The sequence below is a fragment of the Treponema putidum genome (assembly GCF_024401155.1).
Classification (GTDB): Bacteria; Spirochaetota; Spirochaetia; order Treponematales; family Treponemataceae; genus Treponema_B; species Treponema_B putidum.
Genome location: NZ_CP038804.1, coordinates 463,857 through 479,419, shown reverse-complemented (window position 1 = coordinate 479,419; position 15,563 = coordinate 463,857). Strand labels below are relative to the sequence as shown.

Genomic DNA, 15,563 nt, shown 5'->3' with positions numbered 1-15,563 from the left:
AATTTAGGCTTGAGCTCAAGGCACATTACTGCTAAAAAAGCTCAAAATGCCTCAAAGCCTTTGGGCATCTCTAAAAACATTGTTATACTTTTAGAAATACCCTGCTTCAAGGCATCTTGATTAAAATACAATCTTAAGTTTTATTTAAGTATTGTAAAACTTACCGAATTTGCTGAAGGAGGCTCATCGGAAATTGAGGTTAATACAACCATTATGTATTCTACACCTTTTTCAAGTCCGGCTAAGTCTGATGCAGGTACGGTAATTGTGAATTTTCCGTCGCCGATTGATTTAGCGGTATAAGCTTTCTCTCCGCCTGAAGGAAGCTGGAGACGTCCTTCAACCTTTCCCTTATCGAGAGGAACTCTTTCAACCTCAGGATAAGAATACTTGGAAACGGTTACCTCAAATACGGCATCCTTGTCTGCTGAAGGAGCTACAGGAGCCTTGACATACTGAATCTCGGTAAGGTCCGTTCTAAACATATTCGGGAAGTAGTCGCTCTTATAAGGATACTTATCGAAGTTAGCCAATACGACGGAACTTGTAATAGGATCGATTTTTTCGAACATTAAGGGACCTGTTGTAATATAAGCATTTCCGTATTTTTCGATAAAGGCTATAGAAGCCTTGTATCTTTTAACGGCATAATCTGCATTTATAAAGCCTTTTAACGGATCAGGAATATGCTTTGAAGCAACAAATTCTTCCAATTTAGCCTTGAGGTCTGCAAGACAATCGGGGTTTTTAACGTTTGCTTCTACACCGCGCTCTCCGCCGTCTTTAGCAAAGTTATAAACCGTTCCGCTCTTTGAGCCGTGTACTACGATTTCTGCCAAGGCTTCATAAATTTCCCAAGGTACGTTTGTTCGTCGTCCGGGGTTAGCAGCCTTTACGCTTAAACCGCCTACACTTATGGCTGTGTCTCTTGGGATAGGAGCATGGAAGTAGTTACTGTATGTAGTGATAGAACCGTCCTTATTAAATACTATACCTTTTGTGGTTTTAAGACTTGGAAGGGTAACACTGCTTAAAGGAGCATCATAGTAGAGGTCTCCCTCTCCGTCCTTTATAGCCCACTCATAAGCAAAAGCAAAAGCATAGCGGACATCGTTAAGGTCTACAGGTTCGCCGTGATGCCAGTAATAACCGTCTACAAGCTTACCGGTTGCAACAGTTGCAACACTTTGACCGGCCTCGGCAGGAACCCATTTTTTTGAAGCCGTATCATACATAACGGCCTCTGCAGGAACAGGAATATCACCGCCCATTACAAGTTCATCATCGCCTTCTTCCGTCTTATTACCTGTGGCTACAAATTTAGGAGAGAATTTTGCATTTGCAACATCAACCGTTGACATAGCAAATTCGGATCGTCCTATAGCAGGGTTATCAAAGGAAGCTCTATCGGTAACTGTATTTGTAAATGCAGAACTATAGGTATCGCTAAAGCCTTGTCCGCCTATAGGATCCCATTCAGACATAAATAGGGAGCCTTGAGCCGAGAACTGCAATACGCGTAAAACTCTCTTTCCCTTATAGGGGCCGTCAGCATCGGGCTTAACATCGGCACATCTTACGGTCCAGCCGTTAAAGCCGTCAGAGGTTCCATAGAAAAGACGGGAATTAAATCTTCCCTTATTGGCTACATATAAATCGTTTTGAGAAACAACATAAACACGGATAGCCTCTTCCATTCCCAATGCACACATATCGGTGGTCTCGCTAAAGAATTCTTCTGCTGTCAAATACTGGCCGTATGCTGCCTTTTTTCCTAAAACATCGAGCTTTTCGTTTGAATAATTCCAGAATTCGGCCTCTCCGCCTCCGGGCATGTAGCCGTAGAAGGGGCTGTACATCTGACAAAGAGGAGTTTCCCATGTTACGTAGAAACCGCCTGAACCCCAGCCTTCAAGGTACATCGTCCAATCATAATTGGCAGGGTTTCCGCCGTAAACAAGACTTCCGGCTGTTTTTCTATCTCTCTCAAAACCTTCAACCGTAAGACCGGCTTTTTCGATCTGAGCATGAATATAACGGGCTGCAGGAAGACGGCCTGTAGGATCGTCAACACGCATTATAGACTTGATTGTAACGGGCTTGCCCTTGTACATCCATTTTCCGTTCTCTTTTACAAGTTTTCCCTTGTTTTCAGCAAGTTGAGAAGCCTTTTGCATAGCGTCTTCAATCATGCTGATAGCTTTTTGCTCATCTCCCGTTTCGGTGATTCCGAATTTGGAAGCCAAGATATTATAGCGGTATGCTCCGGGAAGACCTACAGTACAGGGTGTGTACATAGGAGAACCTTCACCCAAAAGAAGTTCATCTACCAATTTCTTTCGGTTGATTAACCAGTTAAAGGCATAGCGGACTTCTTTGATTGCAACGGGGTTAAACATTTCCTCTCCGGCTTCCGTCTTCCAAACATAGGGAGCCTTGTTAGGAATAGGGTTAAATAGAAGAGACCAATAACCTGTAGGAACAGGATAAACATCTATCTTGTCTCTGTCTTCATCGCTCAAACCCGACAAAAGTACCGACGGAACAGAGGTAAACATAAGATCGGCTTTTCCCTCAATAACATCTTTTAAGGCAACCGTCTGATCCGTACTTACGGAGTAGATAACCTTATCTACATAGGTACCGTTCTTTACAGGGCTTTTGCCTCCTGCGGCAGTTCCGGCGCCGCCTCCGCATGCAGTAAATACCAAAGCCACTGCAAGCATACATGCTAAAAACTTAACAAAATTCTTCATTAAATTCCTCCTGTTGTTTTTATGTGTTTAAAACACTGCATATATTAAAGCACAGATATGAATATTTGTCAAATATTTTTTTTATTTTATTTTAAAAATTTTATTAGTAATTTGAGAAAAATTAGAAAATAAAAGCACATTATACAGGAAAAACTTGCAGAGTTATGCATAATGAACTTATAAACGAATTTGAAAAACTTCTTTCCGAAACCTTGAAAATATTTTAATAAACTTTTTATTTTATATATTGTTATATAAAATAAAAAACCTTGACAAAAAGCTATGCAAATCATATAATAGACTATACGATTTACATGGTTTTTACAGCATAAATTGAAAAAAAAGGTTTTTTATGAAAAAAAGACTTGTCCAAAGGCATATTATAAAAAAATTAAAGCAGTTAGTCTCTTCTTTTCCGATAGTTGCATTAACGGGCTGCCGGCAATGCGGAAAATCGACTCTTTTAAAATACCTTTTCCCTGACTGGAAGTATGTTTCTCTTGAAGACTTGGATATAAGGCAGGCTGCCCAAAAAGACCCTCGATATTTTTTAAGCCTTTACCCCGAAAAGGCTATTTTCGATGAGGTGCAGCGTGTTCCCGATTTATTTTCGTATATTCAAGCCCATACCGATTCTCTCAGTAAAACCGGCATTTATATCCTCTCAGGATCGCAAAACTTTTTACTTATGCAGTCAATATCCCAAACTCTGGCAGGAAGATGTGCCGTTTTAAACCTTTCAACCTTTTCGATACGGGAGTTAAAAGAGAGTAATCTTTTAATTGAAAATATCGACGAATGTTTATTTACCGGTTTTTATCCGCGTATTTATGACCAAAAACCTTTGCCCCAAGATTTTTACCGCTCTTATATCAAAACCTACATTGAGCGGGATTTACGGGATTTAAAAAACATAAACGATTTATCTTCTTTTCATAAATTTATCCGCCTGTGTGCAGGTAGAACCGGACAAATACTGAATCTTACAGAGCTTTCAAATGAGGCGGGACTTTCGGTAATAACGGCTCGTTCTTGGCTTTCAGTTCTTGAAACAAGCGGGCTTATTTTTTTCTTAAAGCCATATTCAAAAAATTACGGAAAAAGGCTCATTAAATCTCCTAAACTTTATTTTTATGATACGGGCTTGGTTTGTTCCCTATTGGGAATAGAAAACCCTGAACAAGTAAGCACACACTATTTAAGGGGAGGAATTTTTGAAAACCTCATAATAAGCACTTATTACAAAAACGAATTTTTTGAGGGAAGGGAACCCGAATCTTTTTATTGGCGTAATTCCAACGGTCTTGAAATCGACTTAATAATAGAAACACTGTCAAAAGGAAGGCCTCTTCTTAAAATATATGAAATAAAATCCTCCGCCACGATGAACGAAAAATTCTTTTCTTCTATAAAAAAATTTTGCTCCATCAGCGGTACCGAAATAAAAAACTCAAATGTAGTTTATGCAGGAAACATTTCTTTTCCGGCAACCGATGAGCACGGGGCTTATATCTCGTGGAAAGATTGGTAACTAAAAAACCGGTTTTCAATAAAAAACCGGTTTTCAATAAAAAACCGGCCGATTCTTTTTAAGAGCCGGCCGGTCTTGTACAAAGTACTTCTAAAAATCCAAAAAGATTTTTAGAAAGATTTATTTTCTGTTCTTTTTAATTTGCTCGACAGCATATTCTAAGGCCTTTTCATAGAACTCCTGAGGAGGCTCTTTGATGAAGTTCTTTTCCATCAACATCTTAGTCAAGGAGCGGCTTTCTTCGATATCTTTTTTTGCCCTCTCGTAGGCTTCATCCCATGTCATGGTTACACGGGCCAGACCTTCCTTAATTGCCTGCATTGCAACATCGGCAGCTTCAACAGCGAATACGTCTTCATCCTGCATTGTAACTATGATATTGTCGGGATTTATGCCCTTTTTCTCGGAGTAGTCGGCAATCGAGTGAGAACATCGGATAGCCATTCCGTCTGAAATCTTTTTAGCTCTTACCAAAAGAGCTCCCTTTAGAATACCGGGGAAACATACGGAGTTGTTAATCTGGTTCGGGAAGTCTCCTCGTCCCGTTCCGACGATAAAGGCGCCAGCGGCCTTAGCTTCGTGGGGCCAGATTTCAGGGATGGGGTTTGCACATGTAAAGACGATAGCTTTTTTATTCATCGAGGCTACCTGTTCCTTTGTTACGGTGTTGGGCCCGGGTGTAGAAAGAGCGATTAAAACGTCGGCACCCTTCATTGCCTCATCAAAGGTCTGTATCTTTTGGGGGTTGGTCTGTAAACAGAGCTCCCACTTGCGGTAATAGCGTTTATCCTCTTCTATGTCTTTTCTGCCGGAATGCAATGCTCCCCTTGAGTCGCAGATAATCATATTTTCAGGCTTACCGCCGTCAGCCAAGATAAGACGGGCTATTGTCGTGTTTGATGCTCCTGCTCCCAAAAGTACAATCTTGCAGTCTTCCATCTTTTTACCGGCAAGTTTTATGGCGTTCAAAAGACCCGCAAGGGTTATACAGGCGGTGCCTTGAGCATCATCATGCCAGACGGGGATTTCGCAGACCTCTCTCAAGGTATCCAAAACCTTAAAGCAGTCAGGCTGCTGAATGTCTTCAAGGTTTACGGCTCCTACCGAGGGCTCGAGCATTCTGACAAAATCGATTATCTTGTCGGGATCGTGTTTGCCTGCTTTGACGCTTCTGCGGCTTTCTTCATCTACGCGTACAATTGAATCAATACATAGAGGATAAGAGTCAACGCCGCCTAAATACTTCATAAGCATACATTTGCCTTCCATAACACCCAGTCCTCCGGGAGGAGTGCAGTCGCCGTCGCCCAAGACCCGTGTAGAGTCGCTTACAACCGCAACCAAATTACCTTTGTTGGAAAGAGCAAAGGATGTTTCATTATCATCGCGAATTGAGGTAGAAATTGCCGAAACGCCGGGCGTATACCAAACGTTAAACCAATTAAAACCGTACAAACCACATTTGGGGACAGTCTGGAGCTTTCCGCCGTAAAAACTGTGGGTTAAAACCGACAGTTTTTTTAAAAAATGCGTTTTCGCGAGAGCCTTTTCATCATCCGTAAAATCGGACGGGAATAATTCAGTAATGGAGTTCAACTCCTTATCGATTCTTTTCATAGAATAATGATAACATAAGAACAGGATTTTATCAAGCCTTAAATTTTATTTAACTAAAGATGAAATGATTTTATCTGCCGTTTTTTCGGGCGAGAGCCCCTTCGGGTTTACTGAAAATGAAGATAGGGCCTTGTAGATTTTTATACGCCTTTCATATATTGAAAAAAAACGTTTTTCCGCATCTTTTTCATTTTTAATATTTTCTCCTAAAAATGCAGGATAAAAGCCTTCTTTATGTGCAGCCGTTTTTATTCTATAAAAAATTTCGGAAGGAGGCGTATCTATTAAAACGATGTTTGGATGGGATTTGATTTTTTCGATAAGTAGAATATTATCAGCCGAACCGCCGCCTGTGCTTATAACGGCGTTTTTGTTTCCACAGATAACGGCGTTTTTGTCATCACAGATAACGGCGTTTTTGCCGATTATTTTGTTAAAGCATTCAAATTCTTTTAAACGGAAAATTTTTTCTCCAAAGGTCTGATAAAGTTCTCTTATATTTTTCCCGTAAAATTCTTCCATATAAGCGTCGGTATCTATAAAGGAGGCTTTTAATTTTTTTGCTAAAATCTTTCCCGTTTCAGTTTTTCCTGCCCTGCTCATTCCAACTAAAAATATAATCATCAAATATTTCCTTTACTTAGGATCGTCTTGGCTTATTTTAATTTTGCGCAAAATAAGAAGTTTACCCAATTCTCCCGAATAGGGCTTTCTTTGACCGTCTAAAAATGAAAGAGAACCGTCATCATTTTTTATAAAAAATTCGCTCAGGACACTTTGTTCAAAATACAAAATAATAATCCCGTCCTTTGCTATAAGCCATTTACCATGTGAGATTTCAGGCTCCGTTCTTCTTTCTTTAAAAAGCAAAACCCTTGCACTTTGATCGGCCTTAAATTCCACCGAATAACTTGTAATCCCAAAACGGGATATCTCATTTTGGGATGCTCCGCTTTGGGATGTCTCGCTTCGAAATGAAGGAAAGCTCATAACATAGACACCCAAAAAAGGGTCTTCCGGTTCCTTTTCGGTTACCTCAGGCTTAGAAGGCTCCAATGGTTCGGCAATTCGGCGGCTCTTACAAGAAAAAGTCAACAAGATAACAAAGAACAGACTACAAAAAAAATATGTCAATAATTTAAATTTTCGGTTTTTAATTTTTTTCACCTCAAGTTTCTTTTTCAAGTATAACTTATAAACACATTCGGTTCAATAGAAGCGGAACCTATTGAACCCTATATAAATAATTGACAATTGACCTACCTTATGTTAGACTATAACTATGATGGATTTTAGCAGAAAATTGCCTATAGGCTTACAAAGTTTTAAGGATTTACGCGAAAAAGAATTCCTCTATGCGGATAAAACCGAATATGTTTTTCGTCTTGCAAATGCAAGTAAAGTTTATTTTTTAAGCCGCCCCCGCAGGTTCGGAAAAAGCCTTTTCCTTTCGACATTAGAAGCCTACTTTTTAGGGCAAAAAGAACTTTTCAAGGGCTTGGCAATAGAAAGCCTTGAAGAAGCCGAAAAGGGAAAGCGCGAAATCTGGCAGGAATATCCCGTTTTTTACTTGGACTTTAATGTCGGTAAATATGACTGTATTGAAGCCTTAAATACCAATTTTAATGTATTCTTATCGGATTTAGAAAAAAAATATGGGGCCGCTAAAGAAGAGGGTAATTATGCAAAACGTTTTGAAGGTGCTTTAAAAAGAGCTTATGAAAAAACGGGAAAACAGGTAACTGTGCTAATCGACGAGTACGATAAGCCTCTTTTATATTCAATGGATAATGAAGCCTTAAATGAAGAATACAGGGCTGCTCTAAAATCCTTTTATTCGGTTTTAAAAACAGCAGATCAATATATACGCTTAGCCTTTTTAACCGGTGTTACCAAATTCAGCAAGGTAAGTATTTTTAGCGACTTAAACAACTTAAATGATATAAGCCTCTTACCTCAATTTTCTGGCATCTGCGGGATAAGCCAAAAAGAATTATTAAGGACCTTTGAACCTGAAATAAGAGCCCTAGCTGATGCTAACGGCTTAAGCTATGACGAGTGCATCAAAACCCTAAAACAAAAATATGACGGCTATTGCTTTTCTCCCGATACTGAAAGAATGTACAATCCCTTTAGCTTGCTAAATGTCTTTTTTGGGCAACAATTTGAGTATTATTGGTTTGCAACGGGAACGCCCACCTTTTTAGTAAATGCGTTAAAAAAAGAAGATTTCCATATCCCTAACTTAGACGGAAATGTAGAGATGACCTCTGCCGGTTTGTCGGATTATAGGGCAGGAGCGGGCTCCGAAATACCTATATTGTTCCAAGCGGGATATTTGACAATAAAGGGTTACGATAAATTATTACAGCTTTATAGGCTGGGCTTTCCGAATGATGAAGTCAGATACGGCTTTTTATATAATCTTTTTCCGAGCTATTGTAATGTAGTTTATGCAGACGGCCCCTTTTGTATTGCTCAATTTTATAGGGATATAATTGCAGGCAGGATAGAAGAGTTTATGCAGAGGTTAAAATCTATAATGGCGGCTCTCCCCTATGACAACATAAAAAAAGACAGCGGGGAAAGCATCGTATTGAGGGAACATAATTTTCAAATTTGCGTATACTTGGTATTTGCTCTATTGGGACAGTTTATCGAACTTGAAACTCCTGTTTCCAACGGAAGAACCGATGCAGTGATAAAAACGGAAAGTACGATTTATATTTTTGAGTTTAAGCTAAAAGAGAGTGCGGAAGCCGCCTTAGAGCAAATAAAAGAAAAAAACTATGCCGAAAAATACAGGGCTGAAAATAAAAAGATAATGCTCATCGGTGTCAGTTTTGATCCGGAAGAAAAGACCGTCGGAGAATGGATTATTGAAGAGGTTTCTACTCATGCCTTATAACTTCAAAGCGGTACATGCGGTAAGGTTCTTCGGGGCTTATTCCGCCTTTTTGAAGAGCTATGGCGACCTGCATACCGGCAGAATCGATACCTTCAAGGTTGGGTAAAAGAAGTCCGGTACGATGCCCGAATGAAACTATTACACCGAAACGCTTTACATCCAAATCGGCAATAGAGCTTATTTCTTCCGGTTTTGAAAGAATATCCACAGAACATACAATTTCATTCATTTCGGATAAAGCGACAGGCGGAAACCGTGGATCATTCAAGGCTGCCGATACTGCATTTTTAATTATTTCTTCACTTATGCGGCCTTTGGTAGGAAGTATTGTACCTATACATCCTCGAAGCTCCCCTTTTTTCTTTAAGCATACAAAAACACCGGCCTTTCCCGGTTGGATGCCCTCTGTATTCTTAGACTTTAAAAACTTATTATGCTTTAAATAGTAGATAATACTCCTTCGTGCAAGATTTATATAAGGGTCATTTGTTTGAGAATCGGGCAATATAAATTTCTTTTTTTCTTTAAAAACAACCTCTAAGTCCTCATCTTCCGTCTGCCTTATAGATTCAACCTTAAATCGGGCAACACCGTATCCGACTCCGAATGGGCCCTCGTAGGAAAGCAGCTCTTGAGAATGTTTATAGCAGGATAAAAGCCCCGACAAAATTAAAAAAGAATTAAGCCCGCACTCCCCCGCCCTTTCGGTAAGCAAAGGAGGAATATCGGCAAATTCGGAAAGACTTCCCTTTTCTATAATTCTTACAAATTCCTTATCGAATTTGGGTCCTTCAGGGGCAAAACCGTAAGGGCCTGTAGAAAGAAGCCGATGTGAAAGATCTCCGCTCGCAATAAAAACCGATTTGCATTTTTTTTCTTCAATAATATCGGAAAGAATTGACCCGAATTCTTCAAGCATTGTGCTCAACATAATTCCGTAATTTATATGCACAAGAGAAAAATTTGAAAACTCGGAACTTATAAAATAAAGCGGAACAAAGGAGCCGTGATCGAGATTCATATCTACAGCCGAATAAGGAAACCCCATCTTTTTACATTTTTTGATTATTTCTTTTACAATCCGCTCATCGTTTTTTGCCGAAAAACGCAAATCGGGACAGCCGAATTGAGCCATAGTTCCTTCGATAAGAGGAGCCGTATTTATTGTAACTGCCCCTCGGTGCATTTTTGCATGTGGAGTAATGATTATAATAGTTTCAGGTTCTATTTGCTTTACTTCTTTCGATATGGTTTTAAGAGCCTTAGAAGTTGAAGCTATTTTTTTCTCCTCTCCCCTGCCTATTTCGGGAATTATTATCGGAGGATGAGGGGTGATATATGCAGCCCTTAGATTAGTATCTTTTGAACAAAGCTCTTTACTCATAGAATTATTATAATATAGTTTTTAAAATTATACCAGCATAAAATCCATTCTATTTACTTTTTTTTTGTAAGAAGATATAATCAGTATTATGAATGTCGCTATTTTTTATGATGAAAAGAAAAAAGATGCAGCGATGGCTATTAAAAATATAATCATATCCCATGAATGTGATGTAACTTTATACAATGAAGATGAGATATGGAAAGATGAAAATTTAAACACGCCGCGCCATATTATGAAAAACATTTCACATGTTCTCTTTATTTACAGTAAAAACCCTGCTGCCTATTTGGGCTTTATGTTTTTTTCGGGCTATGCCACCGGTTTAAATCTTCCGGTTCTTGTGCTGGAAGAAAATGAAAAACTTGAGCTTCCTAAAAACTTTTTGCGTTCGTTTGTTATGCTGACAATTAAGTCCTTTGAGGCCTATTTTGAGGTAGAAAAAAAACGCTTTACGGAAAATCAGCTTAAAGAACAGGCACGCTCAAAACTTTTAGAAAACGGCTATTCTCTTTTTATTCCGAATTATGTGCGTGCGGTTAAAAATAATGAAAAAGAAATCGTAGAACTTTTTATCGATGCAGGCTTTGACCCTTCACAAAAAGATTCCCTCGGAACGCCGGTTTTATCCCTTGCCGTAAGAAACAAATGTTTTGAAACACTTGAACTCCTGCTTGAAAAAGGGGCGGCAATAAATCTTTGCGCCGAAGACAGAAACTACTCTGCCCTGATGGATGCGGCTCAAGTCGGATACCTTAAAGCGGTACAAGCCCTCCTCGAAAAAAAAGCCGATACCAATATTCAAAGCAAGGACGGACAAACAGCCTTGATTCTTTCCGTAGGCCGCCGTGAAGCCGAGATTGCGGAAATGCTTGTAAAACACGGGGCCGACTGCAATATCAAGGACGGACTAGGTATGTCTGCCCTCGGGTACGCAAAGCTCTTCGGAGATAAAAAAATTTTATCCTTGTTCGGCGAACAAGCAAATTAAAACACTTACTGTGACGGAAAACTATGCTTACAAAAGAATTTAACTTTGACTTGCCCGAAGAGCTTATAGCTCAATCTCCCTCCGAAAAAAGAGGAGGCGACAGGCTTTTAATTTTAGACAAACAAAGCGGAAAACTTGAGGACAGGCTCTTTACGGAACTGCCGGAACTACTGCCAAAAAAGGCCCTCATGGTTTTTAATAACTCGAAGGTGCGTCATGCCCGCATTTATGCAAAAAGCAAAACAAATGCGGTTTGCGAATTTTTAATGATTAATCCTATGAAGGACTCGGACGGTACCCTTTGGCAGGTTATGGCAAAAAAAGCAAAACGCCAAAAGCCCGGGAAAAGCTTTTTGTTTGAAGACGGAACTGAGGCCGAAATAATCGAGTCCGAGATACCTCTCGAAAGCGAATTCCGCTGTATGAAATTTAATAGAATCATCGATGATGAATGGCTGGATAAATACGGGCACATGCCCCTGCCTCCCTACATTCACAGGAAAGACACCCAAGAAGATGCAGATCGCTATCAGACTGTCTATGCAGAAATCTACGGCTCGATTGCGGCTCCCACAGCAGGCCTCCATTTTACACAAGAAGTGCTTTCAAAAATAAGGGATAAAGGAATCGATATTGAATATGTAACCCTCCATGTGGGACTCGGTACCTTTCTTCCCGTACGGGCGGAAAAAATAGAAGACCATAAGATGCACACCGAACATTTTTTTATTTCGGAAAAAACGGCTCAGGCCGTTGAAAAAGCAAAGAAGGAAGGAAGGCCTATTATAGCCGTAGGAACGACTACCGTGCGCACCCTCGAATCCGCATGGGATGAAAAAAGAAAAGAATTAAAACGGGGCAATCAGTCTACGGATATTTTTATTTACCCCTCATATAAGTTTAAGCTGATAGATAAGCTCTTTACCAATTTTCACACCCCGGAGTCGAGCCTCGTAATGCTGGTCTCCGCCCTCGCAGGAAAAGAAAATATTTTTAAAGCCTACCGCCATGCCGTCGAAGAAAAATATAAATTCTTTTCGTATGGGGACGCAATGCTGATTTTGTAGGGATAAAGCTATTAGAGGCTGTTCCGTTAGTGAGGCATATAAATATCTTCGGGAGCCGCAGTTTTAGAAACTTAATTTCTTGCAAAAAACAAAAAAATCTCTTCAAAAAAGTTGTAACATACGGAAAAATGTTATATAGTGTAATAATGATGGTGTGAAAACGCAGCTGCAACACTATATTTAGAGCGTGCGTTTTTCAACTTCATTATTGGAGGTATTATGGGACTTATAGCAGCAGCAGTTGGAGCCGTAGGCGGCGGTTTAGCCGATCAGTGGCTTGAGGTTATTGAAGCAGGAGATATGGGTGAAAGCGTCGTTCTTGCAAAAGGCGTTGCCGTCCGCACCGATAAGAGGAACACAAACAAAAAAGGTTCAAGCGACATTATTTCAAACGGTTCTATTATTCATGTAGATCAAAACCAGTTTATGATGTTGGTAGACGGAGGAAAAATAGTAGATTATACGGCGGAGCCCGGTTATTTTAAGGTAGAAAATTCGGCCTCGCCCTCCCTTTTCGGCGGTCAATTCGGTGATGCCTTAAAAGAAACCTTCAGCCGTTTTAAATTCGGCGGAACCACCCCGATGAAACAGGAAGTATTTTATGTTAATTTACAGGAGATTAAGGGCATTAAATTCGGAACTCCCAATCCACTGCAATACTTTGATAATTTCTATAATGCAGAATTGTTTTTGCGTACTTTCGGAAATTATTCGATTAAGATAACCGATCCGATAAAGTTTTTTAAAGAAGCCTGCCCACGCGATGCCGAAAATGTTCACATTGATGAAATAAACGAACAATATTTAAGCGAATTCCTAGAAGCCTTACAGGCTGCCATAAGCCAAATGTCTATGGAAGGCGAGCGCATTTCCTTTATTCCTTCGAAGGGTACGGTTTTAAGCAAACACATGTCCCAAATTCTGGATGATTCATGGAAAGAATTGCGGGGAATGGAGGTGCTTTCAGTCGGTATTGCAAGTATTTCCTATGATGATGAATCTAAAGAACTTATCAATATGCGCAATAAAGGAGCTATGCTCGGAGATCCTAGCGTACGAGAGGGCTATGTGCAAGGCTCGATTGCCCGCGGTATGGAAGCGGCAGGTTCAAATCAGGCAGGAGCCGGAATGGCCTTTATGGGCATGGGTATGGGCATGAATGCGGCAGGCGGTTTTATGGGACAAGCCAGTCAAACCAATATGCAGCAGATGCAAATGCAGCAGGCCGCTCAGGGAGGTGCACAAGGAGCGGCTCAAGGAGCCGGTGCGGGCGGTAAAGCCGCAGGTGAATGGTTTTGCACCGAATGCGGCCATAAAAACACCGGAAAGTTTTGTGCCGAATGCGGAAGCCCTAAACCTCAAGGAAGCGGTTGCCCTTCATGCGGTGCAGAAATAAAGGCAGGTTCAAAATTCTGTCCCGAATGCGGAGCAAAATTATAGTTTATAAAGAGGAAAAATATGAGTATTGAAAATTATAAATGTCCATCCTGCGGGGCTCCTATAAGTTTTGACCCGAAAACCGGAGGCTTTAAGTGCGGCTATTGTTTTTCAAGCTATACGGAAGAAGAACTTACCAAATATATGGAAGGGCTAAAAGAAAAAAAGGAAGGCTATGAAGAAAACTCTTCTTCCGAAACCGGAGAAAGTTCAGGGGACGGAAAGATAAAACAATATCACTGTAACAACTGCGGTGCGGAAGTTGTGGTGGGTGACACTTCAAGTACGGCCTTTTGCTACTATTGCCACAGTCCAGTAGTTTTGTCCGACAGGCTTAAAGGGGACTTTAAACCTGATAAGATTATTCCTTTTAAAATTGATAAAAAAGAGGCCTTAAAGCATTTTGCATCTTGGGTAAAAGGCAAAAGCTATGTACCCGCAGACTTTACAAGTACCGGTACGCAAGAAAAGATGACGGGGATTTATCTTCCTCATTGGCAGGCTGATGTTACAGCTGACGTTGACTATCATGCTACGGGACTTAAAATATCTACGACTCGAAGCGGGAACACTGAATATACAAAAACGGATAAGTATAAGATTGACCGCACGGGAAAGATTGAGTTGGATAAGTTTCAAGAGCTGGCTTTTACAAAGATAGACAAAACCCTTATCAATGCAATAAGTCCCTATGATTTGAAGAACCAAAAAGATTTTTCTCAAGGTTATCTTGCCGGCTTTTCTTCGGAGCAATATGATATTAAAAAGGAAGATATAGAGCCTATAATAAAAGGCAGAGCGGAAGATTATACTAAAGGGCTTATTCAAGACTCTACCGATTATGGCGGAAGTATTGAAGATGAACAGGATAATACTTCCTATACCGTAAAAAATTATAACTATGTTTTGCTCCCCTCATGGATACTTACCTATCTTTATAAGGGAAAAACCTATGTCTTTGCGGTGAATGGAGAAACAGGAAAAGCTACAGGCGAGCTTCCGGTAAATAAATCTAAACTTGCCCTTGTATCAGGTATTATATCGGGAATTCTTGCAGCTCTCTTACTCTTAGGCGGGAGGTTTATATGGTAGCAAAAAAAATTATTTACGCATTAATGTTTTTTATCTGCATAAACGTTTATTCAGAAAGTGAAAAAAAACTTTTGATAGATGAAGCGGGCGTTCTACAGCCTGAAGTTTTTGCTAAAATAGAAAAACGTCTTAAAACAGTTTCCCAAAAGAGCGGTTCTGATGCAGTTGTTGTTATTGTTTCCGACGCAGGGGAAAAAACTCCCCAAGACTATGCCGATGATTATTTTGATTACAATGGTTATGGTCAAGGTTCTAAAAAAGAAGGAAGTCTTTTACTCATTATAACAGGGGACGGAACTCCGGGTACAAGACATGCCCATATTTCAACCCATGGAGAAAAAACAATAAAAACTATTACCGACAGTACTGTCGAAAGACTTTTGGATTCTCTTATAGACGGAGGCTTAAAAGAAAACGATTATCTCAGCGGAATAGAGTCATATCTTAATACTCTAGGCAGAAGATTTTATAACAGCCTTTCCCTTTTGGAGATTTTACTGAGCTTAGGCCTTGCAATATTAGTCTTTCTTTCTAAATTTTTAGGAACGCTTAAAAAATATAAAAACAAGGGAAACTTTGCTGCCGCACCGTTCTATGATGTCAATAAGAACAGTCTTGTCTCATTTGCAACAGTCAATGACACCTTTCTTTCTACCAATACGGTATCTCATGTTATTGAATCGAATAGAAACAGCAGCGGAAGCAACAGCACTACTCACACATCTTCCTCAGGGGAAACACATGGAGGCGGAGGAAGAAGTTTTTAAAATATTGCAATGT

At 40.0% G+C, this 15,563-nt stretch carries 12 protein-coding genes; 7 read left to right on the top strand and 5 right to left on the bottom strand.

Translation table 11 applies throughout. The features are described from left to right. Positions 1 to 140: 140 nt before the first annotated feature. Positions 141 to 2,756, bottom strand: a complete 2,616-nt coding sequence (locus tag E4N74_RS02210) for an ABC transporter substrate-binding protein (RefSeq protein ID WP_255818696.1) — start codon at positions 2,754 to 2,756, stop codon at positions 141 to 143. Positions 2,757 to 3,108: 352 nt separating this feature from the next. Here E4N74_RS02210 and E4N74_RS02205 point away from each other — a divergent pair, with 352 nt between their 5' ends. Next, on the top strand, positions 3,109 to 4,287 hold the full coding sequence (locus E4N74_RS02205; RefSeq protein ID WP_255818694.1) for an ATP-binding protein: 1,179 nt from the start codon (positions 3,109 to 3,111) through the stop codon (positions 4,285 to 4,287). A 120-nt stretch (positions 4,288 to 4,407) separates the two neighbouring features. Here the strand turns inward: E4N74_RS02205 and E4N74_RS02200 are convergent, their stop codons facing one another. Genes E4N74_RS02200 through E4N74_RS02190 form a run of 3 tightly spaced genes read right to left on the bottom strand, consistent with a single transcriptional unit; the run spans position 4,408 to position 7,089 of the window. Further along, positions 4,408 to 5,904, bottom strand: coding sequence for an NAD(P)-dependent malic enzyme (locus E4N74_RS02200; protein ID WP_044978862.1), 1,497 nt, complete (start codon positions 5,902 to 5,904; stop codon positions 4,408 to 4,410). A 45-nt stretch (positions 5,905 to 5,949) separates the two neighbouring features. Then, the gene (locus tag E4N74_RS02195) at positions 5,950 to 6,528 is read right to left on the bottom strand and encodes a shikimate kinase (protein ID WP_255806019.1); all 579 of its coding nucleotides are present in this window, start codon (positions 6,526 to 6,528) and stop codon (positions 5,950 to 5,952) included. A 12-nt stretch (positions 6,529 to 6,540) separates the two neighbouring features. After that, positions 6,541 to 7,089, bottom strand: coding sequence for a hypothetical protein (locus tag E4N74_RS02190; RefSeq protein WP_338113378.1), 549 nt, complete (start codon positions 7,087 to 7,089; stop codon positions 6,541 to 6,543). Positions 7,090 to 7,189: 100 nt separating this feature from the next. Here E4N74_RS02190 and E4N74_RS02185 point away from each other — a divergent pair, with 100 nt between their 5' ends. After that, positions 7,190 to 8,812, top strand: a complete 1,623-nt coding sequence (locus E4N74_RS02185) for an ATP-binding protein (protein ID WP_044979761.1) — start codon at positions 7,190 to 7,192, stop codon at positions 8,810 to 8,812. On the opposite strand, the gene amrA is transcribed toward E4N74_RS02185, so the two are convergent. Next, positions 8,796 to 10,196 (bottom strand): AmmeMemoRadiSam system protein A, encoded by a 1,401-nt coding sequence (gene amrA / locus E4N74_RS02180; RefSeq protein ID WP_255818690.1) that lies wholly within the window; start codon positions 10,194 to 10,196, stop codon positions 8,796 to 8,798. The two genes, E4N74_RS02185 and amrA, sit on opposite strands and share 17 nt — an antisense overlap. A gap of 88 nt (positions 10,197 to 10,284) precedes the next feature. Between amrA and E4N74_RS02175 the strand changes: the two genes are divergently transcribed. From E4N74_RS02175 to E4N74_RS02155, 5 genes are all read left to right on the top strand, one after another. After that, positions 10,285 to 11,187, top strand: a complete 903-nt coding sequence (locus E4N74_RS02175) for an ankyrin repeat domain-containing protein (protein ID WP_044978859.1) — start codon at positions 10,285 to 10,287, stop codon at positions 11,185 to 11,187. A gap of 23 nt (positions 11,188 to 11,210) precedes the next feature. Beyond that, on the top strand, positions 11,211 to 12,254 hold the full coding sequence (gene queA / locus E4N74_RS02170) for a tRNA preQ1(34) S-adenosylmethionine ribosyltransferase-isomerase QueA (RefSeq protein WP_044978858.1): 1,044 nt from the start codon (positions 11,211 to 11,213) through the stop codon (positions 12,252 to 12,254). 219 nt (positions 12,255 to 12,473) lie between these two features. After that, positions 12,474 to 13,694, top strand: a complete 1,221-nt coding sequence (locus E4N74_RS02165; protein WP_044978857.1) for an SPFH domain-containing protein — start codon at positions 12,474 to 12,476, stop codon at positions 13,692 to 13,694. An 18-nt stretch (positions 13,695 to 13,712) separates the two neighbouring features. After that, positions 13,713 to 14,783 (top strand): TFIIB-type zinc ribbon-containing protein, encoded by a 1,071-nt coding sequence (locus E4N74_RS02160; protein WP_044978856.1) that lies wholly within the window; start codon positions 13,713 to 13,715, stop codon positions 14,781 to 14,783. Beyond that, positions 14,777 to 15,550 carry a TPM domain-containing protein gene (locus E4N74_RS02155; RefSeq protein WP_255818689.1) on the top strand — a complete coding sequence of 258 codons (774 nt, stop codon included), beginning with the start codon at positions 14,777 to 14,779 and terminating at the stop codon, positions 15,548 to 15,550. Before E4N74_RS02160 ends, E4N74_RS02155 begins: the two co-directional genes overlap by 7 nt. The last annotated feature ends 13 nt before the right edge of the window (positions 15,551 to 15,563 follow it).

Excerpts from the sequence above, each read along its gene's own strand:
- E4N74_RS02210 (WP_255818696.1), bottom strand. The coding sequence starts at position 2,756 with ATGAAGAATTTTGTTAAGTTTTTAGCATGTATGCTTGCAGTGGCTTTG.
- E4N74_RS02205 (WP_255818694.1), top strand. The coding sequence starts at position 3,109 with ATGAAAAAAAGACTTGTCCAAAGGCATATTATAAAAAAATTAAAGCAG.
- E4N74_RS02200 (WP_044978862.1), bottom strand. The coding sequence starts at position 5,904 with ATGAAAAGAATCGATAAGGAGTTGAACTCCATTACTGAATTATTCCCG.
- E4N74_RS02195 (WP_255806019.1), bottom strand. The coding sequence starts at position 6,528 with ATGATTATATTTTTAGTTGGAATGAGCAGGGCAGGAAAAACTGAAACG.
- E4N74_RS02185 (WP_044979761.1), top strand. The coding sequence starts at position 7,190 with ATGGATTTTAGCAGAAAATTGCCTATAGGCTTACAAAGTTTTAAGGAT.
- amrA (WP_255818690.1), bottom strand. The coding sequence starts at position 10,196 with ATGAGTAAAGAGCTTTGTTCAAAAGATACTAATCTAAGGGCTGCATAT.
- E4N74_RS02175 (WP_044978859.1), top strand. The coding sequence starts at position 10,285 with ATGAATGTCGCTATTTTTTATGATGAAAAGAAAAAAGATGCAGCGATG.
- queA (WP_044978858.1), top strand. The coding sequence starts at position 11,211 with ATGCTTACAAAAGAATTTAACTTTGACTTGCCCGAAGAGCTTATAGCT.
- E4N74_RS02165 (WP_044978857.1), top strand. The coding sequence starts at position 12,474 with ATGGGACTTATAGCAGCAGCAGTTGGAGCCGTAGGCGGCGGTTTAGCC.
- E4N74_RS02160 (WP_044978856.1), top strand. The coding sequence starts at position 13,713 with ATGAGTATTGAAAATTATAAATGTCCATCCTGCGGGGCTCCTATAAGT.
- E4N74_RS02155 (WP_255818689.1), top strand. The coding sequence starts at position 14,777 with ATGGTAGCAAAAAAAATTATTTACGCATTAATGTTTTTTATCTGCATA.